This is a genomic window from Myxococcus sp. MISCRS1 (genome assembly GCF_026626605.1).
Classification (GTDB): domain Bacteria; phylum Myxococcota; class Myxococcia; order Myxococcales; family Myxococcaceae; genus Myxococcus; species Myxococcus fulvus.
Genome location: NZ_JAPNKB010000001.1, coordinates 8,000,785 through 8,021,819 on the forward strand (window position 1 = coordinate 8,000,785; position 21,035 = coordinate 8,021,819).

Here is a 21,035-nt window from a genome sequence, read left to right on the forward strand (position 1 = left end):
AGCCAGGCCTCCTCTGGCGCCGCAACCACCGAAACCGCCAATCAAGCCCTCACGTCAGCAGAGCTGACGCGGGCGTTGTTGCCGCACTGGGGCCCGTCGCGTCACTGCCCGGGGCCAGCGGCGGGCATCGAGGGGGCGGCGCCCTGCGGCGTCGCATCCTGCGCCGTGGGCGCGGGCGTGCCCTCAGGCCCGGGTGCGCTGACGGTGTCCTCCGACTTCATGTCCAACCGGATGGGCACCTGCAGCGTGGTGCCCAGGCGAAGCAGCAGCACGTCCGGCTCGATGCCCGGCTCGCCCATGGCCTGGGCCACCTCGCGCGCGGACAGCGCGTTGCCCTTCGCCCACAGCGTCTTCAAGAACTCACCGGCCCCCGGCGAGTGCCACCACGACGGACCGAAGCGCGCCTTGAGCTGGGCCTGAATCTGCCCCGCCAGGAACCACGCGCGGAAGCTGTCCGCGGACTGGAAGAAGTCCTCCTGGTCGACGAGGTAGCGCGCCGTGTCCTCGGCCGTCATCGGGATGTCGTCCGTGCGCGACATGATCTCCCGGTACAGCTCCCTCGGGTCCACGTCCGCGCGCCGGTGCAGCTCCAACTGGTACAGGAGCCGGCCCGCCGCGTGACGGATGAGGTACAGCTTGTGCGCGCTCGACGTCGCCAGGTACTTCGCGCGCTCCTCGCCGCTCAGGCCCGCGTGCTCCTCCAGCCACACCGGGTCCTCCAACAGGTCCTCGAAGAGCGACGAGTACGCCTCGCCCACCGTGGGGTTGCCCAGCCGCGCCAGCTCGAAGCGCGTCTCCGCGGTGAAGGCCGCGTGCAGCGCATGCCCGAACTCGTGCAGCACCCGCGCCTGGTGCAGCACCCCCGAGCCCGGCTTGAACGACACCCGCACGTCCTCCGGCACGCGCACCGCCAGCGCCAGGGGCCGCGAGTTCTTCTTCGGCAGGTCGCGCTCGTCGATCTCCACGTTCTTCTGCGTCGACAGGTCCAGCTTCATCCCCGCCAGCGTCTCGTGCGCCTTCTTCAGCGACACGCCCTTGGGGAACGCGTCCTCCACCTCGCGCGAGCGGAACAGCCGCGGGATGTCCGCGCGGGTGATGTCCTTGAAGGCCAGGTTCAGCTCGCGCTGCGCCAGCCGCTCCATGACGACGCGGTACGGCCCCTGCGTGGCCTGCAGGATCTCCTCCGCCAGCACGCTCAGCTTGCCCAGGTCCGCCTGCCTTAGCTCGCTGCCGAAGGCCTCGTACGAGGGGAAGCCCAGCTCCTTCACCCGCTTCTCGGCCTCCTCCTCCTTGCGCCGCAAGGTCTGGTTGAGCCGCTCCAGCGCGGGCGTCGCCGCCGCGTAGAGCGCCTTGCGCCGATTGCCGCTGCGCTCGTTGGCGAGCAGCCGCTCCAAATCCCGGTAGCGCAGCTCCTTGCCGTCCAGGTTGAAGGTGAGCGACGCCTCCAGGTTGGCGGACGCGTCGTTGTGCTCGGCGAGCGCGTGCGACAGGTACTCGCCCGCGAAGTGCGAGTGCAGCGCGGTGAGGGCGCGCACCTCGCGCGGGTCCTGGGTGAGCTGGCGCAGCCGGTCCAGCTTCCGGATGTTGTCGAGCGTGAAGAGGTCCTCCTGCCCCGCGTACGTCCCGGAGACGTCCACGTGGCGGCCCTCGGTCCAGAACACCCACACCAGGCGGTGCTGGGCCTCGAGCAGCGTCTCCGCGCGTGAGGCCAGGGCTCGGACGTCCGCCGTCAGCAGCTGCTCCTCCGTCGGAGGCGGCCGGTTGTCGGCGGGAGGCGCCTTGTGGCAGGCGCTCAGGCAGCAGGCGACTGCGAGGAGGAGGGGAATCCTTGGGTGCATGTGGGGCCTCATGTTACTTCCGGCCCGCCCATGCCCAACCTTTCTCAATGGCGGGCCGCCCGCGGACGCCAGGCCCTCTACTCCGCCCTGCGACGTTTCTTCGCGGCAGAAGGCTACCTGGAAGTCGAGACCCCGCTGCTCATCCCCACCCCCGGGATGGAGCCGCACATCAACGCCTTCGAGGCCCGCTTCGTCCCGGAGACGAACGTGGGCGTCGAGCGCCCGCTCTACCTCCACACCAGCCCCGAGTACGCGATGAAGCGCCTGCTCGCCGACGGGGCCGGCCCCCTGTTCCAGCTCTGCAAGGTGTTCCGCAACGGCGAGGTCTCCACCACGCACAACCCGGAATTCACGATGCTGGAGTTCTACCGGCCCCAGGCGGACTACCACGCCATCATGGCGGACCTGGAGGGGGCGCTGGCGGAGGCGGGGCGCTCGGCCACGGAGGGTGAGCCAGGCGCGGACCCGGCCTTCTTCACGCGCACCCCCTACGAGCGGCTCACCGTGCGCGACGCCGTGCTGCGCGCCACCGGGGTGGACATCCGGGTGCACTCGGACGGGCCCTCGCTCAAGCGGGCGGCGGAGGCCATCGGTGTGCGGACGGGCGACGCGGAGAGCTTCGACGACGTGTTCTTCCACCTGTTCCTGCAGCGGGTGGAGACGGGGCTGGGGTTCGACCGGCCGACGTTCCTCATCGAGTACCCGGCGTCGATGGCGGCCTTGTCACGGCTCAAGCCCGGGGACGCGGCGGTGGCGGAGCGGGTGGAGCTGTACGCGAAGGGGCTGGAGCTGGCGAACGGGTTCAGCGAGCTGACGGACCCGGCCGAGCAGCGCGCCCGCCTGCTCGAGGAACAGGACCTGCGACGCAGACTGGGACGTTCCGTGTATGCTCTGGACGAGCGGTTCCTCGACGCGGTAGGTCGAATGCCACCCTCGGCGGGCATCGCCGTGGGGCTCGACAGAATCCTGATGCTGCTGCTCGGGGTCCAGCGCATCTCGGATGTGCTCCTGTTCCCCGCCCACGAGTTCGTGTGATTCGAGACATCGTCCGGACAGCGTTCGCGGGTGTTTCAGCAGTGGGGCTGACGGGCGCTGCGTCGTCGGCGATATCGGCGCTGTCGGTGGCCGGCGCGCATCGGGAGGCGGACAAGCTCCTGAAGCTCTGGGCGCAGGGCGTGCTGGCGTCGGCGGGCGTGCGTCACGAGGCGGTGGGCCTGGAGCACATTCCGACGGAGGGCCACGTCGTCTTCGTGTGCAACCACCAGTCGCACTACGACGCGCCGCTGGGGTTGGCCTACCTGGAGAAGCACACGCGCTTCGTGGCCAAGGCGGAGCTATTCAAGATTCCGGTGTTCGGCTCGGCGCTGCGGCTGGCGGGCAACATCCCCGTGGTGCGCAGCGGCAGCAGCCAAGACAGGGCCCGGCTGGAGGAGGCCGTGACGGCGCTGCGCGAGCGGGTGAGCGTGCTCTTCTACGCCGAGGGCACGCGCAGTGAGGACGGCCGGCTGCGGCCGTTCAAGAAGGGGGCCGCGACGCTCGCCATCCAGGCGGGCGTGCCGGTGGTGCCCATGGCCGTGTCAGGGACCCGGCTCATCCTTCCCAAGGGAGGACGGGCCGTGCGGTGGGGACAGCGCGTGGCATTGGCGGTGGGAGCGCCCATCACCACGCAAGGCCTGACGATTCAGGACCGCGAGGCGCTCACGCGCCAGCTGGAGGACGCGGTCGCGCAACTCTACTCCGAGGCGTGTCGACGCTCGGGAGACGTACCTACATGAAGAAGCCCGCACCTCAGAAGTCGTTCGCATCTCATCCCTGGCACGGAATCACCCCTGGCAACGACGCTCCGGAGGTCGTCACCGCGTACATCGAAATCGTCCCCACGGACGCGGTGAAGTACGAGCTGGACAAGGAGTCGGGCATCCTGATGTTGGACCGCCCGCAGCGCTTCAGCAGCCAGTGCCCCACGCTGTACGGCTTCATCCCGCAGACGTTCTGCGACGAGCTGGTGGCGAAGCGCTGCGCCGAGCGCACGGGCATGCGCGACATCAAGGGCGACGGCGACCCGATTGATATCTGCGTGCTGACGGAGAAGGTGGTCAGCAACGGCAACCTCCTGGTGCGCGCGGTGCCGGTGGGCGGCTTCCGGATGGTCGACGGCGACGAGGCGGACGACAAGATCATCGCCGTGCTCGAGTCCGACCTGGTCTACGGCGAGCTGCAGCACATCGCGCAACTGCCGCGCCCGCTGCTCGATCGCCTCAAGCACTACTTCCTCACCTACAAGCAGATTCCCGGCGAGGGCAAGCGCAGCGTCGAGATCGCGGAGGTGTATGACCGCCCCGAGGCGCTCGAGGTCATCCGCCGCAGCATGAAGGACTACGACCGCGTCTACGGCAACGCGCCCACCACGCCCGTGCGCAGCCGCGCGCGGCGTCCGGTGGCGCGCAAGAGCCGCGCGTCCTGACGGTGCCTCACCGGGGAGCGGGGCGGTGTCGTCCGCTCCTCGGTGATTGGGACTCAGGGCTGGTTCGGGTCCGTGCCGATGCCCTGGTACGGGTTGAAGGTGTACGTCCGGGAGAACTGTGACGACGGGCTGAAGTAGTGCGCGGCGAGCTTCGCCGGGTCCGTGGCGATTTCTCCTCGCAGCACCGGGCCGTCATTCCCGTCGTCCCAGCCCCACGGCGCGTTGGCGGAGTTGGACGAGCAGTTGCCCGCGACGAGCCCGCAGCCGCCGCTGGTGTCGCCGCGGAAGGTGCCCCAGCCGGAGAAGAGCGTGGAGAGCTCGCGGCGCTGCCAGAGCCCCTCGCCGCCGTACAAGTCGAGCAGCTTGTAGCGCACGTCCGCGGCGGTGGCGGACGCGGGCTGCTCGGCGAGCGTGAGGGAGGGGAAGTACTTCACGCCGTCACCGACGATGTCGTAGGCCGGCCACGCCTTGAGGCCATGGCCCTTGGCCTCCTGCGCGGTGATGGGATGGAGCACGCCCTCGAAGGACGCGAGCGACAGCGTGCCGTCCACGCTCTCCGCGCCCGAGCCGAGCGGGCTGCCGGTGGGAACGAAGGAGAAGAAGTCCTTGTGCGCCACCGTCACCGCGCCCACGAGCGCGCCGTACTCGCTGCCGTCGCGCTGGACGATGAGCAGCACACCCTCGCCGTCGTTCTCGTGCTCGCTGTCGAAGATGTTGTCGGACCAGTCGCGCGGGTGGAAGAACAGGTAGAGCAGGTACCAGTGCGAGCTGGTCTCGACGACGGACTGGTACGCGTGCGCGGACAACAGCCGAGAGCCCGTGTTGTCCCAGTTGTTCGTCCCGCTCCAGTCGCCGTCGAAGTCCACGCGCGTGAGGAAGTCCGACTTGCCGCCCAGCGAGTGGGAGCCCGTCACGTCCACGTCCTGGTAGTGGATGGGCGCCCACCGCTTCGTGAGCGCCGCGCGCGCCGCCGTCGAGCCGACCCCGTCAAGCAGCGCCCGCTGCGCCTCGCCGAACGGGTCGTCCTCGGAGTACCCCTCGCCGCAGCCCGCGAGCAGCCCCAGGGACACGGTGACGAGGGTGGACACCAGCACTTCGGAAACACGACGAAGAGGTGACGGCATGCCGGCCTGCCTTTCTGGAAGGCGTCACTCCACGTCATCTTGGATAAATTGTGAACACTGCTTTACTTGAAAAACGAGTCAAGGCCGGGTGGGGTGGAACGGCACCATCCGGAGGTCGTCGTGATGCGGATTCGTTCGTGGGGGTTGTTGTCGCTGTTGGGGCTGTCGACGTTGGCGGGGGCACGTGGGCTTCCGGGAGCATTCGTTCCGGGCAAGGAGCACGGGCCGTTCGTGGACGTGGTGGAGTACCTGAGCTCCGAGGAGGATTTCCGCGCCTGGTTCCAGCTGCGCGCCAACCTGCGCAAGAACTTCGATGACATCTGCGGGGACACGTTCTGCGAGGGGGACTACAGCAACATCGAGACGGTGGTGTTCCGCTGTTCGGTGGGGCAGCGCTCGGGAGTCATCGGTCAGTGCCTCTGGGTGTTCGGCGGCAGCTACGAGCACATCGATGCCAGGTCGGGGGCCATCACCACGGAGGCGCGCACGTGGGCCTGCACGAGCCCGTTGGTGCCGGGCACGACGATGGCGGCGCTGTTGAAGGCGCTGTCCGGGCCGGAGCCGATGGACGCGCCGCTGCCCGGCACGAGCACCACGCTCTATGACGGGTTGATCGACTGTCTCTAGCGGCTCAGCGCAGCTCGACGAGCCGCACGCGCTTGTAGATGCGCTTGTCCAGGGGCAGGCGCGTGTCGATGAAGCCGAGCGCCTCGTCGAACTCGAAGGTGAAGATGGGGATGGGCGGGCTGATGGAGAGGATCAGCTCGAACTCCCAGAGGCTGGTGATTCGCTCGCGCTTGCCCACGGCCTCGGCGGGAGGGGGCGGGAGCTTCTGGGCGGCGGCGCGGACGTCCTTCATCGCCTCGTTGTCCACCTCGGGCTGGTGGCTGGGCTCCACGAGCTCGACGTCGAGCAGGCGTCCTTGAGGGTCCTGCACGACGCGGATGAGGGCGCGGCGCGTGGCCCGGAACTCCTCGCGCATCTTCTCGCGTAGCTCCTGGCGCATGCGCAGCGTGGGGTCTCCGACCTGGCTCGCGGGGCGGCGACGGTCCTCCTCGAGGGGCTTGTTCGCGGCGAAGGCACCGGTGGCGCCGTAGTTGGCGGCGCGCTCGCCCCACACGCGGCCGTACGCGCGGCTGCGCTCCATGCCCATGTCGAAGTAGCCCTGGAGGCCATGCTCCTTCACGGCGCGGTCCGCGTCCCAGAGGCCCAGCAGTGTCTTGCCCAGCTGGCTGAAGTAGGGATGCACCAGTCCCCGGTCCACCTTGCCCCGGCCGACGCCCTCGGCGACCAGCTCCTCGACGAGCGCCTGGGGGGAGGTGGGCTCACGGGCGCCTCGGAGCTCACGCTCCTGGGGCGCTTGTTCCTCGCTGCGCCACGCGGAGACGCGCTGGGTCCGGGCCGCGAGCAGCAGGCGTGCTCCCTCGCGCCGCGCGTCGGTGGGCGCCGCGCGCGGGATGTCACCGTGTGGAGCCTGTCGCGGCACGTCGGAAGACTCAGCTGACTGAGTGTTCTCGCTGGGGGCCTGCGCCATGAGGGGCGCGTCGGCCGGAGGTGGACGGTTCGTGATGGCTCGCGTGTCGGCCAGCTCCCCGCTCGGGCTGTCATCGCGAGGCTGGGCGGACAGGGCACCCGCGGTATCGGGGCGCGGCGCGTCCGCGGTCAGGGTGTTCGCGTCGCGCTGGGGCGCGGCTCGGACGATGCCTTCCTTCGGGGCCGGGGTGGCGCGTGCGACGGCGCCGTCGGTTCGGTCGGAATCCGCTGGAGGGGCCTCAGGTGCTCGTGCGGTCTTGTCGGGCCGAGGAGGGCTGGTTTCGGACCTCCGTGGGGCCGCGCCGCTGTCACCGCTTCGGGCGCCGCCAATGGATGCGTTGGGGAGAGGCGCGCGGGCGTTCGCAACGGCATCGCCGTCATCGCCCCGGCGGTCCTCCGATGGCGTGGACGGGGGGACTGGAGGCGGGGCGGGCGGTGAGCGCACCTCCACCTCGACCCACTCCAGCGCGGGGCGCGGGGGCTGGGGCGCACGAGGCCCTCGGAGGGCGCCCTCCGGAACGCTGTCGACGCCCAGCCACAGGAGCCCATGCAGGGCGAGGCTGGCGACGAGCGCGGGGAGGAGGCGTCGGGAGGGGGCCGGCGACATGGGTTCCAGGTTTAATCACGCCTGCCCGGTGTGCTTGGGAAAGCGCGGTGGAAGGGTAGGAAACCCATCATGGCGCGCGTAGTCTCCTGTGACATCGGAGGAAGGTACCCAGGATGGCGACCTCGCTGCTCGCGACGGATGGCTACAAGTTCAGCATGGCGGAGGCCGGTTGGCCGTTGCGCCGGGAGACGTTCTATTACTCACACCGCAAGGGCGGCCTCCAGGTCATGCCGCTGGACCTGGCCGCCTATGTGCGTGCCCTCCTGCCCGAGCCCAAGCCCGAGGACTACGACTTTCTCGCGAAGTACGACTACGAGATGGGCGTGGGCTTCAAGGCGGCCATCCTCCGCAAGGAGAAGCTCTCCGTCCGCGCCATCCCTCGCGGCGCGTGCTTCTTCCCCCGCGAGCCCATCCTCACCGTCACCGGTCCCTCCGCGCTCGTCTCGTGGGTGGAGCCGCTGCTGCTCCAGCTCAACTTCCGCATCCAGGTGGCCACCCAGGCCCTGACGGACCGCGAGGGACTGGCGCGCGCGCTCGCCCGCGTCACCTGCGACGAGCAGAAGGCGATTGCCCTGGAGACGCTCGACGCGGTGGGCGTCAAGCCGGTGCCCATCACCGTGGACTCGGAGGGCTACCTGCAGCGCGTGCGCGCCACGGTGAAAGAACTCATCGACGCGGTGGAGGACCCGGCCCGCATCTTCGAGGTGGGCCTGCGCGCGGCCACCTGCCAGCAGCAGCACGAGCTGGCCCTGCGGGCCTGCAAGGACGTGGGGGTGACGCGCACCAGCAACGTGGAGGGCGCGCGCAAGCTGGGGATGATTCCCGTCGGCACCATGGGCCACGAGCACATCCAGCGCTTCGGTTCGGACGATGCCGCCTTCCGCGCCATGCGCGAGCGCCGTCCGCAGCGCTCCAGCTACCTGCTGGACACCTTCGACACGCTCACCTCCGGCATCCCCGCCGCCTTCCAGCTCATCCGCGAGGAGCCGGGCGCGGGGGACTCCATCCGCTTCGACTCGGGCAACAAGAAGCTCCAGTACCTGTACGCGGTGACGCGCGCGCGCGACATCGGCATCAAGCCCGTCAACATCCTCGAGGACGGCCTGGACGCCGAGGCCACGCGCGAGTTCGAGGACCTGCGTCGACAGGTGGGCTGGGAGCCGGGCTCGCAGTTCTACGGCTACGGAGGCCACATCGTCGCGCGGACCATGGAGTGTCCCTTCACGCGCGACAAGGTGGCCGCCATCTACAAGCTGTCGCAGACGGGCCCGCAGCCGGTGATGAAGTTCGGCAACGAGCTGGCCGAGGGCAAGCAGAGCATCCCCGGCACGCCCGTCCTGTTCCGCCGCCGCCACGGCTCCGGGCCCATCGGGTTGGTGGGACAGGAGGGCGAGCCCGTGCCGGATGGGTACTTCCCGCTGATGGAGGCCGAGCCCGAGACGCCTTCGCTGGTGGGGGCGCTGGAGGTGAACTCGGAGCCCGCGAAGATTTCCCAGACGCAGGCCACGCGCGCGCTCGTCGAGGAGCTCACGCGCAAGCACTTCCCCAAGGGACGCTGAGGACGACCCATGACGCTGCCGATTCCCCGGTTCCACGACGACGCTCGCGCCGGACAGCTCTACCTGGAGCGCACCGGAGAGGTCGCCGAGGAGGCCCTGCGCTACGCGGCCGAGCACCGCGCGCGTCCGGCGAGCGAGGACCGCGTGCGCATCGCGGCCTTCGGCATCGACGTGCAGGTGGCCTTCTGCACGCCCGGCGCCAGCCTCTTCGTCCCGGGCGCGGTGGAGGACACCCAGCGCACGCTGCGCTGGCTCTACGCGAACCTGGGGCGGGTGACGGAGCTGGTGTTCTCGCTCGACACGCACCGCGTCTTTCAAATCTTCCATCCCGCGTGGTGGCGTGACGCGGAGGGCAAGCCCCCGCCGCCGCTCACGTCCATCACCGCCGCGGACGTGCGCGCGGGCCGCTGGCGCGCCACGCGCTTCGAGGCGGAGAGCCTGGAGTACTGCGAGCGACTGGAGGCGAGAGGTCGCTACGTGCACACCATCTGGCCGTACCACGCGCTGCTGGGCGGACTGAGCCACGCGCTGGTGCCCGCGTTCTACGAGGCGAGCGCGTTCCACGCCCTGGTGCGCGACACGCCCACGCACTTCGAGCTGAAGGGCGAGCACCCGCTGACCGAGAACTACTCGGTGCTGTCGCCGGACGTGACGGAGGTGAAGGGCCAGCGCGTGGGGGAGTTCAACACGCGCCTGTTCGAGCGGCTCATGACGTTCGACCGCGTCTACGTGTTCGGCCAGGCCAAGTCGCACTGCGTGCTGTCCACCCTGCGCGACCTGCGCGAGCACATCGAGCGCACGGACCGCTCGCGGATGGGGCGCGTGCACATCCTGGTGGATGCGATGAGCCCGGTGCCCGCGCCGCCGCTGAATCCGCTGCCTCCCGCGCTCGACTTCCCGCGCATGGCGGATGCGGCCATCGAGGAGCTTCGCGCGGCGGGCATGCGCGTGGTGCGCACGGCGGACCCGCTGGAGGACTGAGCCGCGAATCCGGTGGGGTACCCCACATCCGGTCCCGCGTGCGTCGGGCCCACGCCAGTCGCCTGGGCCCGTCACGCGCGTCCGAGGTGCCCCCCGGCCTGGTCGCGTGCGTGAGCCTCCGCGCGCCGCCTTGAGGCGCGCATCCGGTGGGGTACCCCACATCCGGTCCCGCGTGCGTCGGGCCCACGCCAGTCGCCTGGGCCCGTCACGCGAGTCCGAGGTTCCGCCCCGGCCTCAGCGCGTCGTCTTGAGTCGCGCCGCCGTCCAGCGCGCCACGGCTTCCTGGAGCACCTCCGCCGCCGTTGCGCCGGGACGCGCCTGGGTGCTCAGGTCCACCACCGTGTGGAACAGGTCCAGCTCCACGCCTTCATCGCGGCGCACCGAGCCCGCGAAGAGCTCCACCGGCGTGCCGTGCTCACGCGCCAGTCGCGCCAGTCCCCCGGGGCCCTTGCCCAGCGACGTCTGCCGGTCGAAGCGTCCCTCGCCCGTGAGCACCACCTCCGCGAGCAGCACGCGCCGCTCCAGCCCCAGTGCCCGCGCCACCAGCTCGTACCCGGGCACCAGCCGCGCGCCCGCGAGCGCCACCAGCCCGAAGCCGAAGCCTCCCGCCGCGCCCGTGCCCGGCCAGCCCGCGGACAAATCCCCCACCACGCGCGAGTAGTGCGCGAGCGCCGCCTCCAACTCCTCCACGCCCTGCGCGTCGGCACCCTTCTGCGGACCGAACAACCGCGCCGCTCCATCCGCGCCCAGCAGCGGCGACGTGACGTCCGTGGCGCCCATCAGCTCCACCTTGCCCAGCCGGGGATGGCGTCCACTCGCGTCCACCCGCGCGAGCGCCGAGAGCGCCGCGCCACCGGGCGGAAGCGGATGTCCGTTCGCATCCAGGAACCGATAGCCCAGCGCCGTGAGCGCGCCCGTGCCGCCGTCCGTCGTCGCGCTGCCACCGAGTCCGATGATGAGCCGCTCGCAGCCCGAGTCCAGCGCGGCCCGCATCAGCTCACCCGCGCCGTACGTCGACGCCTTCCTCGCGCTGACGGGATTGGGCTCCAGGTGCGCCAGCCCGGAGGCCGCGGCCATCTCCACCACCGCCGTGCGCCCGTCCTCGAGCAGCGCCCACGCGGCCTCCATCGGCTTGCCCAGGGGACAATGCACCCGGCACACGCGGCGCTCGCCACGCGTCCCCGACAGCAACGCCTCCACGGTGCCAGGGCCGCCATCCGCCAGCGGCGCCAGGTCCAGCACCACCTCGGGAGAGACCTCCCGCACGCCCCGGGCCATCGCCTCCGCGGCCTCCGACGCCGTGAGGGTGCCCTTGTACTCCTGCGGTGCGACGAGCCAACGCGGCGGTATCACGACGAGGACGCTCCACCGGCCACCGGGTGGTCTCCGTTCCCCTTCGTCCTCGCAGTCAGACTTCTCCGCACGCCCACGCCTCCACAGCCGGATTGCCCGCGCAATCATGGCCTCGTCGGCGGGCGAGTTCACACTGATACATGCGTCATGTGTCACTGAACTTCTGGAATTGCCTCAATAGCTTGAATCCAAGAGTGGGATTCAATGCAGACCCGGAGCGGTGGGGTGGGTAGGGATGACCCGTCAGGGTGTCTTGGTTGACGCCCGGGCGAGGGCCTCGGCGTGCCACTCGAGCAGGGGCCGGGGCGCGCGCAGCGAGGGCTCGCGCTGCTGGGAGACGCGCTCGAGCCGCTCCAGCAACGCCCCCACGGTTTCTGCGGGCTGGCGGGCGGGGCCGCGGATGCGCTCGCAGAAGAACGTGCGGCAGCCGAAGGGCCGGTCCGCGTACACGGTGCAGCGCTTGCCGGCCGCGTCCAGGTAGGGACAGCCGCCGTCCTCGCGCGCGGGCGGCAGGGGGCGGCCCTGGGTGAGCAGCTCCCACTCGGGCAGCCACAGCCAGGGCTGGCGGCCCGTGCGGGACAGCTGGCAGCACTCACCGCTGGCGGGGCAGGAGAAGGGGCCGTAGGCGGCGTCGGCCTGGCGGAAGATGGCGCGCACTTCCTTGAGCGCGCGCTCCTTCTGGTGGGAGCCCCGCGTGGTGGGCGCTTCCTCCTCGTCATCCCAGTCCCGGCTCCGCATGTCCTCGCCCTCTGGCCGCGCGCCGGGCGCTCACATCGCGCGCAGCACGTAGCACTTCAGGTAGCGGGTCTCCCGCAGGTTCACGAGCACGGGGTGGTCCTTGCCCGCGCCGCGCCGCTCGATGATCTGCATGCGCCGCTTCGCGTCCGCGGCGGCGGAGGCGAGCATGTCCTCGAAGGCCTGCTCGTCCACGTGGTACGTGCAACTCGCGGTGATGAGGTGCCCGCCGGGCCTGAGCAGCTGCATGGCGCGCAGGTTGATCTCCTTGTACCCGCGCACCGCGGCGGCGAAGGCGTCCTTGTTCTTCGCGAACGACGGCGGGTCCAGGACGATGGTGTCGAACTTCCTGCCGTCGTCCACCGCGTCGCGCAGGAAGTCGAACGCGTTGGCGGCCACCACATCCACATTGGAGAGCTTGTTCGCCTGGGCGTTCTCACGCAGCTGGGCCGCGGCCTGGTCGGAAATCTCCACCGCCGTGACGCTCTGGGCCCGCGTGGCGAGCTGGAGCGCGAAGCCGCCCACGTACGAGAAGCAGTCCAGCGCCTCGCCCGCGGCGTACTGCGCCGCCATGACGTGGTTCTCCTTCTGGTCCAGGAACGCGCCCGTCTTCTGGCCCTCCAGCAGGTCCGCGCGCACGCGCACCATGCCCTCGTCGAAGGAGATGGGGCCCGGGGGCAATTCGCCGCGCAGCAGGCCCTTCTCCGGCGTCAGGCCCTCCAGGTTGCGCACGCCCACGTCCGAGCGGTTGACGATGCCGCGCGGCTTGAACTGCGCCTCGAGCAGGTCCGCGATGAGCGCCTTGCGCTGCTCGGTGGCGGGCACCAGGAACTGCACGCTCAGGTAGTCGCCGTACCGGTCGACCACCAGGCCCGGGATGCCGTCCGCCTCGCCGTGCACCAGCCGGTACGTCGTCTCGCCCGGCAGCGCGCTCTTGCGCAGGGCCTGGGCGGACAGGAGGCGCTGGCGGAAGAAGTCCTCGTCCACCGCGACGTCGTCGAAGCTCAGCCAGCGCAGCGAGATTTTCGACTGGCGCGAGTAGAACGCCTTGCCGATGAACCAGCCGCGCCCGTCGGTGACGCGGACGATTTCGCCGCCCTGCAGGCCCGGGTCGCCGTTGAGGTCGGCGCGGTAGATCCACGGGTGGCCCGCCTGCCAGCGCTCGACGCCCCGGCGCAGCAGGGAGACCTGGGGCAGGCCATCCGGGCCCAGCTCGGGCGAGGTGCGGTCCGGGGCCACCTTTTCGGGGCGGTGGTGGGGGCGGCCTCGGCCCTGTCCGGACGGCGGGGAGGAGGGTCTGCCGCCGCGATGGGGGCCGGAGGGGGGCTTGGAAGAGGTGGGCATGGCGTTGGGCGGCGTATACTCGCAACCCGCGTGAGATACGAGTTGCTCCTACAGACGAAGACGCCGGGCACGCCCTACGAGGCGGCGCGGGTGGATGGCCTCCTCTCCGAGCGGCGGGTGAGCGCCCGTCCGGACGGCAACCGGCTCTGGCATCTCGAGCACGGGGACGTGGAGGTGGGCGAGCTGCGCGAGGGCGGACGGGTGGTGGCCACCGAGCTGCACATCCCCCTGTCCGAGCGCACGGAGCTGGTCCGCGAGGTGGTGGCCGAGGCCGCTGGCATCGCCAGCGCGGCCGGCGCGCGGCTGGTGGACCCCCAGCTGGGGCGCTCGCTCGCGGCCACGGATGACCACGTGGTGGTGGACCAGTACCTGCGCACGGTCCGCTACGAGGGCTCCATGTCCGTGGGCTCCATGTCGTTCACCCCGGCCACGAGTGAGAGCTCGCGCGGCTTCCAGCCCGGCGCCAGGTTCTTCCTCATCGCCATCGGCGCCTTCTTCTTCCTGTACCTGCTGGTGGACTCGATGATTGGGAGCCTCGGCGGCAGGTAGACAGCGGGCGAGGGGAGGGGCGCCGCCCCTGCCGTCGGGTTGTCCAGCACGAGGGGCCGCTCGGCGTTAGGTTGGGGGCGTGTTCAAGTACTTCCTGCTCGCACTGATTCTCCCCTTCGTGGAGCTGTACCTGCTGGTCGCCATCGGCCGGGAGGTGGGTTTCCTTCCGACGCTCTCCGTCGTGCTCCTGACGGGGCTCGTGGGCTCCTGGCTCGCGCGCCGCGAGGGGAGCCGGGTGATGCGTCGGTGGCGCGACGCGCTCGCCATGCGGCAGGTGCCGGAGGAGGGCCTGTTCAGCGGCGCGCTGGTGATGCTCGGCGGCCTGCTCCTGCTGGTGCCGGGCTTCCTGACCGACGTGGTGGGCCTGTCGCTGCTCTTGCCTCCGGTGCGCCGGTTCGTCACGGCGCGCCTGCGCCGCGCGGTCGAGCGCCGCATGCGGGACGGCTCGTTCCAGGTCACCACCATTGGCGGCATGGGGTTCCCCGGTCCGTTCCCGGGGGAGCCCAGGGGCGGCACGCCGTTCCCCGAGTCCTGGTCCGACACGGCGTCGAAGGGACCTCCCGGCCGCATCCGCTCCGGCGCGTCACGCGCGGAGGTGGACGCGGAGTTCACCGAGGACGAGCCCAGGCACTAAGGCCGGCGTTCAGGCCCGCGGGCTCATGCGCGTGCCGCTCAGGCTCGCGTTGAGCGTGGTGGAGCCGGCGCGCCACGGACGGGCCTGCTCCGTCAGCCAGCGGCCCAGCCACGCCACCACCGCGCACGTCACGAGCAGCGCCACGCCGATGCCCACCGCGGCGGGGACTCCGAGCCGGGGGCCGATGCGGCCCGCGAGGCCCGCGATGTCCGCCCAGCCGTACACCACCGGCAGGTGCAGCACGTAGATCCACAAGGACAGCCGCCCGAACGGCGCCAGCAGCTTGCTCAACCGGACGGGCGCGAGGTTGACGGCGCCCAGCACCAGGAGCCCCTGACCCACGCGGTACGCCACCAGCCACGCGCTCGCGGGCGTCCAGTCCGCGGTCGTCATCCGCGTCAGCCCGAGCATCCCCGCGCCGAGCGCCAGCAGCGCCAGGCCCTGCGGCCAGCCCGGACGCAGCAGGTGCAGCGCGTACGCCGCGAACGCACCCGCGAAGAAGTAGCCCGCCCACGGGAAGAAGGGGAAGCGGCTGCCCGCGGCGCTGCCCAGGAATTGCTGCACCGCGCCCGGCAGACCCACGCCCAGCTTCCACGTGGTGGCGCTCACCAGCGGGATGCCCACCGCGAGCACGAGCAGGACCAACGGCCGGCCGCCCTGCGCGGGCACGAGCGCGAGCAGCACCGAGCCCACCAGCAACGCGAAGCCGATGCACTGGAGCGCGTCGAAGGTGAGGACGTGCGACACCATCGCGTCCGTCCAGCCCATGTCCCGCACGGCGTGCCACCCGGGCCAGTGCAGGAAGTACCCCAGGAACAGCAGCAACAGCGAGCGGCGCACCCGACGCCCGAGCGTGTCTCGCGCGGCGTTGGGCCGGGTGCCCAGCGCGGCCACCACCGCCCAGCCGCTCACCAGCAGGAACAGGGGCGCGGTGACGCCGCGGAAGGCCCAGTAGTGCTGCACCCACGGCAGCAGGCGCGCCTCGGCCGAGAGCAGCGCGTCCAGCGTGTGTCCCAGCACCATCGCGAGGACCGCCAGACCGCGCGCCCCGTCGAGCCCGGGGTGCCGGTTCGATTGCTGCTGGAAGGTGAACGAGGGGCCGAGTCGGTTCACGCGACCCGGAGCATAGGACGATGTGCTGGACTCGTCTCGAAAACGCACCACCGGCGAGGTCATCCCCACACCCAGGGACAGGCCACCTGGACGGTCCGTGGGGTGCTACATCCCTGCTCATGAAGCTTTCCAACCGGAGCGGGTTCGCCCCCTGTCTCGTCGCGCTGCTGGCAAGCCCCGTCGCGAGCGCCGCGTCGGGGGATGACTGGCTGGGCCCGGACAAGCCCAAGCACTTCGCGGCCTGCTTCGTCCTCGCGGGCGTGGGCTACGGCGCGGGCGCGCTGCTCTTCGAGCCGCCCGAGGCGCGGCTCTGGACGGGCGCGGGGCTCGCGATGGGCGTGGGCGTGGGCAAGGAGCTGTACGACCTGGGGCGGGGCACCACCTTCTCGTTCAAGGACCTGGCCTGGGACGCCGCGGGGACGGCGACGGGCCTGGGCGTGTCGTGGCTCGTGGACCGGCTCCTCTTCGGCCCCACGCCCAGCCCCCAGGCGCGGGGCTCGCTACGGGCCGCTCCGCCCGTCGTGCTCCTCCTCGGGACGCGACGGGGACAAGAGGTCCTGGTCGGGACGCGCGCGGGCCTCGACGAGGCGCAGGAGGGGCTCTCGCTCCAGCAGCGGCTCCACCGTCATCAAGGCGCTGCCCTGCTCGGCGTGGCCCCCCGTGATGAGCACGGTGACCTTGCCGCGAGGACACTGGCGCAGGCAGCCGGTGGGCATGACGCGGACTTCATCGGCGAGCCCTCGGTCGGCGAGCGAGCGCTGGAGCCAGCGCGGCAGCTCGACGCCGCCCCCGCTGCGCGCGCCGCGCATCAGGCACTTGCGGCAGATGAGGACATCGACGTCCCGGTTCGCGTCTCCACCGTCTTCATCCCGCATCCATCCTCCGAGTCGTCGAGCCGGGGCGCTCCGGGCTTGCCACACCCGGTGGACGCCCCGCTGCGTGGGCGCTGAAGCGAAAGCGGCCCGTCAAAGCTGTCGCTCCCGGGAGGTAGCGGCCAGGGCGCGGCCTCGCACCCAGGGGCTCCTCGTCCGAGGAGCAGGGGAGCGGCGGAGCGCAGGCGTCTGACGGGCTGATGGACGCGGGAAGCGCGGGCGGGGTGCGTCACAAAGACGCGGGCCCCGGCCGGAGGCGGGGCTGATAGCGTGCCGGGCCGTCCACACCCCCTGGAGTGCGTCATGTCCCGAACCCGCTTCGTCACCCTGCTCACGCTGACCTCCCTGGGCGCGTTGTCGGGCTGTGAGCGCAAGCAGGAGCCCGTCGCGCCGCCCACGACGGCGAGCGCGCCGAAGCCCCCGGGCCCCAAGCCGATGACGCCCGAGCAGCTCTCGCACTTCTTCCGCCCGACGCCGCCGGCCAGGGACGCGAAGCCCGCGCCCCAGGACACCGAGGCCCAGGTGGCGCTGGGCCGCATGCTCTTCTTCGAGCCCCGGCTGTCGAAGAACCACGACGTCTCCTGCAACACCTGCCACGGCCTGGACACCTACGGCGTGGACAACAAGGCGCTGTCGGACGGGCACCGCGGGCAGAAGGGCTCGCGCAACTCGCCCACCGTCTACAACGCGGCGGGCCACATCGCGCAGTTCTGGGACGGGCGCGCGGACACGCTGGAGGCGCAGGCGTCCGGCCCCATCCTGAACCCGGTGGAGATGGCCATGCCGGACGAGCGCCGCGTGGTGGCCACGCTCTCCTCCATGCCGGAGTACGTGACGCGCTTCCGTGACGCGTTCCCCGGCGACAGGAAGCCCGTGTCGCTGGCGAACGCGGCGCGCGCCATCGCGGCCTTCGAGCGGGGGTTGACCACGCCGTCACGCTTCGACCAGTACCTGGCCGGCCAGCACTCGGCGCTGAGCGAGGCGGAGCAGCGCGGCCTGCAGCTCTTCGTGGTGACGGGCTGCACCACGTGCCACAACGGCCCGGCGGTGGGCGGCACGTCGTTCCAGAAGCTGGGGCTCATCGAGGACTACCCGGGCCTGAAGGACGCGGGGCGCTTCGACGCGACGAAGAACGAGGACGACCGGGGCAAGTTCCGCGTGCCCACGCTGCGCAACGTGGAGCGCACCGGTCCGTACCTGCACGACGGCAGCGTGGAGGAGCTGCCGACGATGGTGCGGCTGATGGCGAAGCACCAGCTGGCGAGGACGCTGACGGACGCGGAGGTGGATGACCTGGTGGCCTTCCTCAAGAGCCTCACCGGGGAGCTGCCGCCGCGCGAGCACATCGCCGCGCCGCCCCTGCCGCCCAGCACGAAGAAGACTCCCGAGCCGGACCCTTCCTGAGCTAAACCCCGAGAGACCCATGGACCGAATGTTCTTCTATGCCCACTCCGGGCTCCGCTATCTGGTGTTGCTCGCGGGCGTGCTGGCCATCGCCTACTTCGCCTTCGGGCTCGCCACGAAGCGCCCGTTCGACAAGGGAGGCCGCATCCTCGGCTCCTCCTTCGCGGGCCTGCTGCACCTCCAGGTGCTGCTCGGCATCCTCGTGCTGGTGACGCGCTTCTACTACCCGGCGCTCATCGGCCACATCGTGATGATGGTACTCGCGGCCGGCTCCGCGCAGGCGCTGCTCTCGGTGAATCGCCGGCGTCCCCAGCCGGGCTACGCGCTGCCGCTGGCGGGCGTGGGGCTCGCGGTGCTCTTCATCATCGGTGGCATCATGGCCATCGGCCGCGGCGTGTTCACCACCACCGCGATGTGATGTGCCGCTCCAGGCGGGTGGAGCCTCGTGCTCCCCGCGTGGGCCCGGGCCTCGAGGCGTCTCTCGCCTCGGGGCCTTCGTGTTTCAGCAGGGCGGGGGCATGGACTCCATCTCGCGAGTGTCTCGCGGGGAGCCGAGCGCAAGGTTCGCCGCCGTGAGGCCCTCTTCGTCATGAAGTGCGCCGCGCGCGTGCTGGCGCGGGCACCGCGAGCCCTCTCGGGATGCCTGCTGGCAAACAGTGCGTCGGCGTGCGTCACCGCGCGCAAATGCTGCGCACCGCTCGCTTGATTTCCGGAGCTACGTGCCGATGTGAGGCGTGGAGCATCCTGGCCTTCGCGTTGCACTGACGTCGCCGCGTGCCGGGCACTGAGCCCGGCCTCCCCGCGAGGAGGGGCACGCAGCAATGCGGACACGTGAGCTGGGAGGACGGCCGCGTCAGGAGCGAACGCTCGTCCCCATCATTCCGCTCCTGGCCCTGTTGGCGGCGCCGGCCGCGCTGGCGCAGGGAGCCGCGCGCCAGGGCGCTCAGCTCTTCACCCAGCGGTGCGCCACGTGCCACTCGATGGGAGAGGGCGACCGGATTGGCCCCGACCTCCACGGCGTGCTGGAGCGCCGCGACGAGGCCTGGGTGACGCGCTTCATCAAGAGCCCCGGCGCGCTCATCGACTCGGGCGACCCGGTGGCCACCGAGCTGCTCGCGAAGTTCAACGGCGTGCGCATGCCGGACCAGGCGCTCTCCGACGCGGAGCGCGACAGCCTCTACGCCTTCATCCGCGACTGCACGCAGAAGGGGAAGGGCGGCTGCAAGCCCTCGCCCGCGGAGAAGATGGGCACGGACGCCACGCCGGAGGAGATTGCCCGGGGCCGCCGGCTCTTCGAGGGCGCGGAGTCGCTGAAGAACGGCGGCGCGGCCTGCATCGGCTGCCACGACGTGCGCGGGCTGGGCGTGGCGGGCGGCGGCACGCTGGGCCCCAACCTCACCTTCGCCTTCGCGCGGATGGGCGAGAAGGGCATGCGTCCGGCGCTGGCGAAGCTGGAGGGGCCGATGATGGGGCCGCTCTACGCGAAGGCGCCGCTCGACGAGGAGGAGCAGTACGCCCTCAAGGCGTACCTCGCGGACGTGTCCCGCGATGGCAGCCGTCCCCGGGGGGACCGTGACTTCTTCTACCTGGGGCTCGTCGGCATGGCCGCGGTCCTGGGCTTCATCGGAGTGATGTTCTCGGCTCCGTCCACGCGAGGTCAGTCGTGAGCGACGCGTTCCTCTTCAACGCCCTGCCGTACGCGGCGGCCGGGGTGGCCCTGGCGGGCACCATCTGGAGGGTCACCGCGCGCGAGCCCGCGCCGCCCACCACGCCCTGGACGTCCGCGGGGCGCGCGGTGCTGGCGGGGGTCGCCATCGTCGCGTTCTTCCATCTCTTGGGGCTGGCCGCGCCTCGCGCGATGCAGGCCTTCAACGCCTCTCCCGCGCGCCTGTTCACGCTGGAGTCGCTGCAGCTCATCGGCGCGATGCTGCTGGCCTGGGGGCTCGCGTCGCTGGGGCTTCGCAAGGCGAAGGCGGGGCAGTGGACGCCCGCGCTCACGCTGGGCCTGCTCTTCGCGCACGTGCTCACCGCCGTGTACATCGCGGTGGCGCTGCGCTGGGGCACCGCCTGGTACCTGCACATCGGTGTGCCGTACGTGCGCTCGCTGATGGCGTTCCAGCCGGACGCGACGCGGATGCTCACGGCGCCGACCGTCTACCAGGTGCACGTGCTCCTGGGCTTCGTGCTGCTGGCGCTGGCGCCCTTCATCCGGATGAACCGCGCGACGGTGCCCCAGCGCGCGGAGGAGTCGGTGGAGCCGGGCCTGCTCGGCACGCCTCGGGAGGAGACGCCATGAGCCGCGCATCCATCCGCGGGCTCGGCCAGGCCGGCGCGCTTCTCGCGCTGGGACTGGGCGGGTGCAGCGGGCCGGTGAACAACCAGCAGGGCCACATGCCAGCGCAGCCGGTGGCCTTCTCGCACGCGGTCCACGCGGGCCAGTACGAGCTGGACTGTCAGTACTGCCACGTGGGCGCCGAGCAGAGCCGTCACGCGGGCGTGCCGTCCGCCAGCGTCTGCATGAACTGCCACACGCAGGTGAAGAAGGACTCGCCCGAAATCCAGAAGGTGGCCGCCGCGGTGGCAGCCAACGCGCCCATCCAGTGGGTGCGCGTGCACCGGCTGCCGGACCACGCCTTCTTCAACCACGCCAGCCACGTCACCGCGGGCCTGAAGTGCCAGACCTGCCACGGCGCGGTGGAGCAGATGGTGCGCGTGGAGCAGGTGGAGCCCATGACGATGGGCTGGTGTCTGGACTGTCACCGCAAGACGGGCGCGCAAGGACTGACGGCGCCCATCGCTTCCGCGCCGCGCAAGGGGGAGCTGTTGGCCCTCATGTCCGGTGAGCCGCTTCCCGAGCCCTCGAAGACCCCTCGCACCCTCCAGCCGCCCTCGGACTGCTCGAGCTGCCACCGCTGAGGACCCCCG

General features: G+C 71.2%; 21 protein-coding genes. 14 read left to right on the forward strand and 7 right to left on the reverse strand.

Translation table 11 applies throughout. The annotated features are described in order from the left end of the window. Positions 1–101 precede the first annotated feature (101 nt). On the reverse strand, positions 102–1,838 hold the full coding sequence (locus OWM54_RS32000) for a chromosome segregation protein SMC (protein WP_267699921.1): 1,737 nt from the start codon (positions 1,836–1,838) through the stop codon (positions 102–104). A gap of 30 nt (positions 1,839–1,868) precedes the next feature. On the opposite strand from OWM54_RS32000, the gene epmA reads away from it, so the two are divergent. Genes epmA through OWM54_RS32015 form a run of 3 tightly spaced genes read left to right on the forward strand, consistent with a single transcriptional unit; the run spans position 1,869 to position 4,302 of the window. Continuing rightward, complete coding sequence (gene epmA, locus OWM54_RS32005) at positions 1,869–2,873, forward strand: EF-P lysine aminoacylase EpmA (RefSeq protein WP_223781849.1); 1,005 nt, start codon at positions 1,869–1,871, stop codon at positions 2,871–2,873. Beyond that, positions 2,870–3,613 carry a lysophospholipid acyltransferase family protein gene (locus tag OWM54_RS32010; RefSeq protein WP_046715480.1) on the forward strand — a complete coding sequence of 248 codons (744 nt, stop codon included), beginning with the start codon at positions 2,870–2,872 and terminating at the stop codon, positions 3,611–3,613. The genes epmA and OWM54_RS32010 overlap by 4 nt, the downstream gene beginning before the upstream one ends. After that, on the forward strand, positions 3,610–4,302 hold the full coding sequence (locus OWM54_RS32015) for an inorganic pyrophosphatase (RefSeq protein ID WP_223745206.1): 693 nt from the start codon (positions 3,610–3,612) through the stop codon (positions 4,300–4,302). Before OWM54_RS32010 ends, OWM54_RS32015 begins: the two co-directional genes overlap by 4 nt. Before the next feature lie 53 nt (positions 4,303–4,355). Here OWM54_RS32015 and OWM54_RS32020 read toward each other — a convergent pair whose 3' ends face one another. Next, on the reverse strand, positions 4,356–5,426 hold the full coding sequence (locus OWM54_RS32020; RefSeq protein ID WP_223745207.1) for a hypothetical protein: 1,071 nt from the start codon (positions 5,424–5,426) through the stop codon (positions 4,356–4,358). Positions 5,427–5,549: 123 nt separating this feature from the next. Between OWM54_RS32020 and OWM54_RS32025 the strand changes: the two genes are divergently transcribed. Beyond that, entirely contained in the window at positions 5,550–6,053 is a 504-nt protein-coding gene (locus tag OWM54_RS32025; RefSeq protein ID WP_223745208.1) for a hypothetical protein, read from the forward strand. Between the two features lie 4 nt (positions 6,054–6,057). On the opposite strand, the gene OWM54_RS32030 is transcribed toward OWM54_RS32025, so the two are convergent. Then, a complete protein-coding gene (locus tag OWM54_RS32030) occupies positions 6,058–6,912 on the reverse strand; it encodes an energy transducer TonB family protein (protein WP_223745209.1) in 855 nt (284 codons plus the stop codon). Positions 6,913–7,679: 767 nt separating this feature from the next. Here OWM54_RS32030 and OWM54_RS32035 point away from each other — a divergent pair. Together OWM54_RS32035 and OWM54_RS32040 are read left to right on the forward strand one after the other, a co-directional pair. Continuing rightward, the gene (locus OWM54_RS32035) at positions 7,680–9,125 is read left to right on the forward strand and encodes a nicotinate phosphoribosyltransferase (RefSeq protein ID WP_223745210.1); all 1,446 of its coding nucleotides are present in this window, start codon (positions 7,680–7,682) and stop codon (positions 9,123–9,125) included. A gap of 9 nt (positions 9,126–9,134) precedes the next feature. Next, a complete protein-coding gene (locus tag OWM54_RS32040; RefSeq protein ID WP_267699923.1) occupies positions 9,135–10,106 on the forward strand; it encodes a nicotinamidase in 972 nt (323 codons plus the stop codon). A gap of 234 nt (positions 10,107–10,340) precedes the next feature. On the opposite strand, the gene OWM54_RS32045 is transcribed toward OWM54_RS32040, so the two are convergent. The 3 genes from OWM54_RS32045 to OWM54_RS32055 all read right to left on the reverse strand — a co-directional run bounded on the left by OWM54_RS32045 (position 10,341) and on the right by OWM54_RS32055 (position 13,538). Beyond that, entirely contained in the window at positions 10,341–11,459 is a 1,119-nt protein-coding gene (locus tag OWM54_RS32045) for a glycerate kinase (protein WP_223745212.1), read from the reverse strand. A gap of 243 nt (positions 11,460–11,702) precedes the next feature. Beyond that, entirely contained in the window at positions 11,703–12,197 is a 495-nt protein-coding gene (locus OWM54_RS32050) for a YkgJ family cysteine cluster protein (RefSeq protein WP_223745213.1), read from the reverse strand. Positions 12,198–12,227: 30 nt separating this feature from the next. Further along, positions 12,228–13,538: a class I SAM-dependent rRNA methyltransferase gene (locus OWM54_RS32055; RefSeq protein WP_223781853.1), complete on the reverse strand. Its 1,311-nt coding sequence runs from the start codon at positions 13,536–13,538 to the stop codon at positions 12,228–12,230. Positions 13,539–13,580: 42 nt separating this feature from the next. On the opposite strand from OWM54_RS32055, the gene OWM54_RS32060 reads away from it, so the two are divergent. After that, positions 13,581–14,087, forward strand: a complete 507-nt coding sequence (locus OWM54_RS32060) for a hypothetical protein (protein ID WP_223745215.1) — start codon at positions 13,581–13,583, stop codon at positions 14,085–14,087. Between the two features lie 79 nt (positions 14,088–14,166). Then, a complete protein-coding gene (locus OWM54_RS32065) occupies positions 14,167–14,721 on the forward strand; it encodes an FxsA family protein (RefSeq protein WP_267699924.1) in 555 nt (184 codons plus the stop codon). A 9-nt stretch (positions 14,722–14,730) separates the two neighbouring features. On the opposite strand, the gene OWM54_RS32070 is transcribed toward OWM54_RS32065, so the two are convergent. Beyond that, positions 14,731–15,834, reverse strand: coding sequence for an acyltransferase family protein (locus OWM54_RS32070; protein WP_324289157.1), 1,104 nt, complete (start codon positions 15,832–15,834; stop codon positions 14,731–14,733). Between the two features lie 119 nt (positions 15,835–15,953). Between OWM54_RS32070 and OWM54_RS32075 the strand changes: the two genes are divergently transcribed. From OWM54_RS32075 to OWM54_RS32100, 6 genes are all read left to right on the forward strand, one after another. After that, positions 15,954–16,784, forward strand: coding sequence for a YfiM family protein (locus tag OWM54_RS32075; protein WP_267699925.1), 831 nt, complete (start codon positions 15,954–15,956; stop codon positions 16,782–16,784). A gap of 225 nt (positions 16,785–17,009) precedes the next feature. Next, positions 17,010–18,110, forward strand: a complete 1,101-nt coding sequence (locus OWM54_RS32080) for a cytochrome-c peroxidase (RefSeq protein WP_267699926.1) — start codon at positions 17,010–17,012, stop codon at positions 18,108–18,110. A gap of 19 nt (positions 18,111–18,129) precedes the next feature. Beyond that, entirely contained in the window at positions 18,130–18,528 is a 399-nt protein-coding gene (locus OWM54_RS32085) for a hypothetical protein (RefSeq protein ID WP_046715465.1), read from the forward strand. A gap of 403 nt (positions 18,529–18,931) precedes the next feature. Further along, positions 18,932–19,777: a c-type cytochrome gene (locus OWM54_RS32090; protein WP_141323812.1), complete on the forward strand. Its 846-nt coding sequence runs from the start codon at positions 18,932–18,934 to the stop codon at positions 19,775–19,777. Further along, complete coding sequence (locus OWM54_RS32095; RefSeq protein ID WP_267699927.1) at positions 19,774–20,406, forward strand: respiratory nitrate reductase subunit gamma; 633 nt, start codon at positions 19,774–19,776, stop codon at positions 20,404–20,406. The genes OWM54_RS32090 and OWM54_RS32095 overlap by 4 nt, the downstream gene beginning before the upstream one ends. Further along, positions 20,403–21,026 (forward strand): cytochrome c3 family protein, encoded by a 624-nt coding sequence (locus OWM54_RS32100; protein ID WP_223745221.1) that lies wholly within the window; start codon positions 20,403–20,405, stop codon positions 21,024–21,026. The genes OWM54_RS32095 and OWM54_RS32100 overlap by 4 nt, the downstream gene beginning before the upstream one ends. Positions 21,027–21,035 lie beyond the last annotated feature (9 nt).

Excerpts from the sequence above, each read along its gene's own strand:
- OWM54_RS32000 (WP_267699921.1), bottom strand. The coding sequence starts at position 1,838 with ATGCACCCAAGGATTCCCCTCCTCCTCGCAGTCGCCTGCTGCCTGAGC.
- epmA (WP_223781849.1), top strand. The coding sequence starts at position 1,869 with ATGCCCAACCTTTCTCAATGGCGGGCCGCCCGCGGACGCCAGGCCCTC.
- OWM54_RS32015 (WP_223745206.1), top strand. The coding sequence starts at position 3,610 with ATGAAGAAGCCCGCACCTCAGAAGTCGTTCGCATCTCATCCCTGGCAC.
- OWM54_RS32020 (WP_223745207.1), bottom strand. The coding sequence starts at position 5,426 with ATGCCGTCACCTCTTCGTCGTGTTTCCGAAGTGCTGGTGTCCACCCTC.
- OWM54_RS32025 (WP_223745208.1), top strand. The coding sequence starts at position 5,550 with ATGCGGATTCGTTCGTGGGGGTTGTTGTCGCTGTTGGGGCTGTCGACG.
- OWM54_RS32035 (WP_223745210.1), top strand. The coding sequence starts at position 7,680 with ATGGCGACCTCGCTGCTCGCGACGGATGGCTACAAGTTCAGCATGGCG.
- OWM54_RS32040 (WP_267699923.1), top strand. The coding sequence starts at position 9,135 with ATGACGCTGCCGATTCCCCGGTTCCACGACGACGCTCGCGCCGGACAG.
- OWM54_RS32050 (WP_223745213.1), bottom strand. The coding sequence starts at position 12,197 with ATGCGGAGCCGGGACTGGGATGACGAGGAGGAAGCGCCCACCACGCGG.
- OWM54_RS32055 (WP_223781853.1), bottom strand. The coding sequence starts at position 13,538 with ATGCCCACCTCTTCCAAGCCCCCCTCCGGCCCCCATCGCGGCGGCAGA.
- OWM54_RS32075 (WP_267699925.1), top strand. The coding sequence starts at position 15,954 with ATGAAGCTTTCCAACCGGAGCGGGTTCGCCCCCTGTCTCGTCGCGCTG.
- OWM54_RS32080 (WP_267699926.1), top strand. The coding sequence starts at position 17,010 with ATGTCCCGAACCCGCTTCGTCACCCTGCTCACGCTGACCTCCCTGGGC.
- OWM54_RS32085 (WP_046715465.1), top strand. The coding sequence starts at position 18,130 with ATGGACCGAATGTTCTTCTATGCCCACTCCGGGCTCCGCTATCTGGTG.
- OWM54_RS32090 (WP_141323812.1), top strand. The coding sequence starts at position 18,932 with ATGCGGACACGTGAGCTGGGAGGACGGCCGCGTCAGGAGCGAACGCTC.
- OWM54_RS32100 (WP_223745221.1), top strand. The coding sequence starts at position 20,403 with ATGAGCCGCGCATCCATCCGCGGGCTCGGCCAGGCCGGCGCGCTTCTC.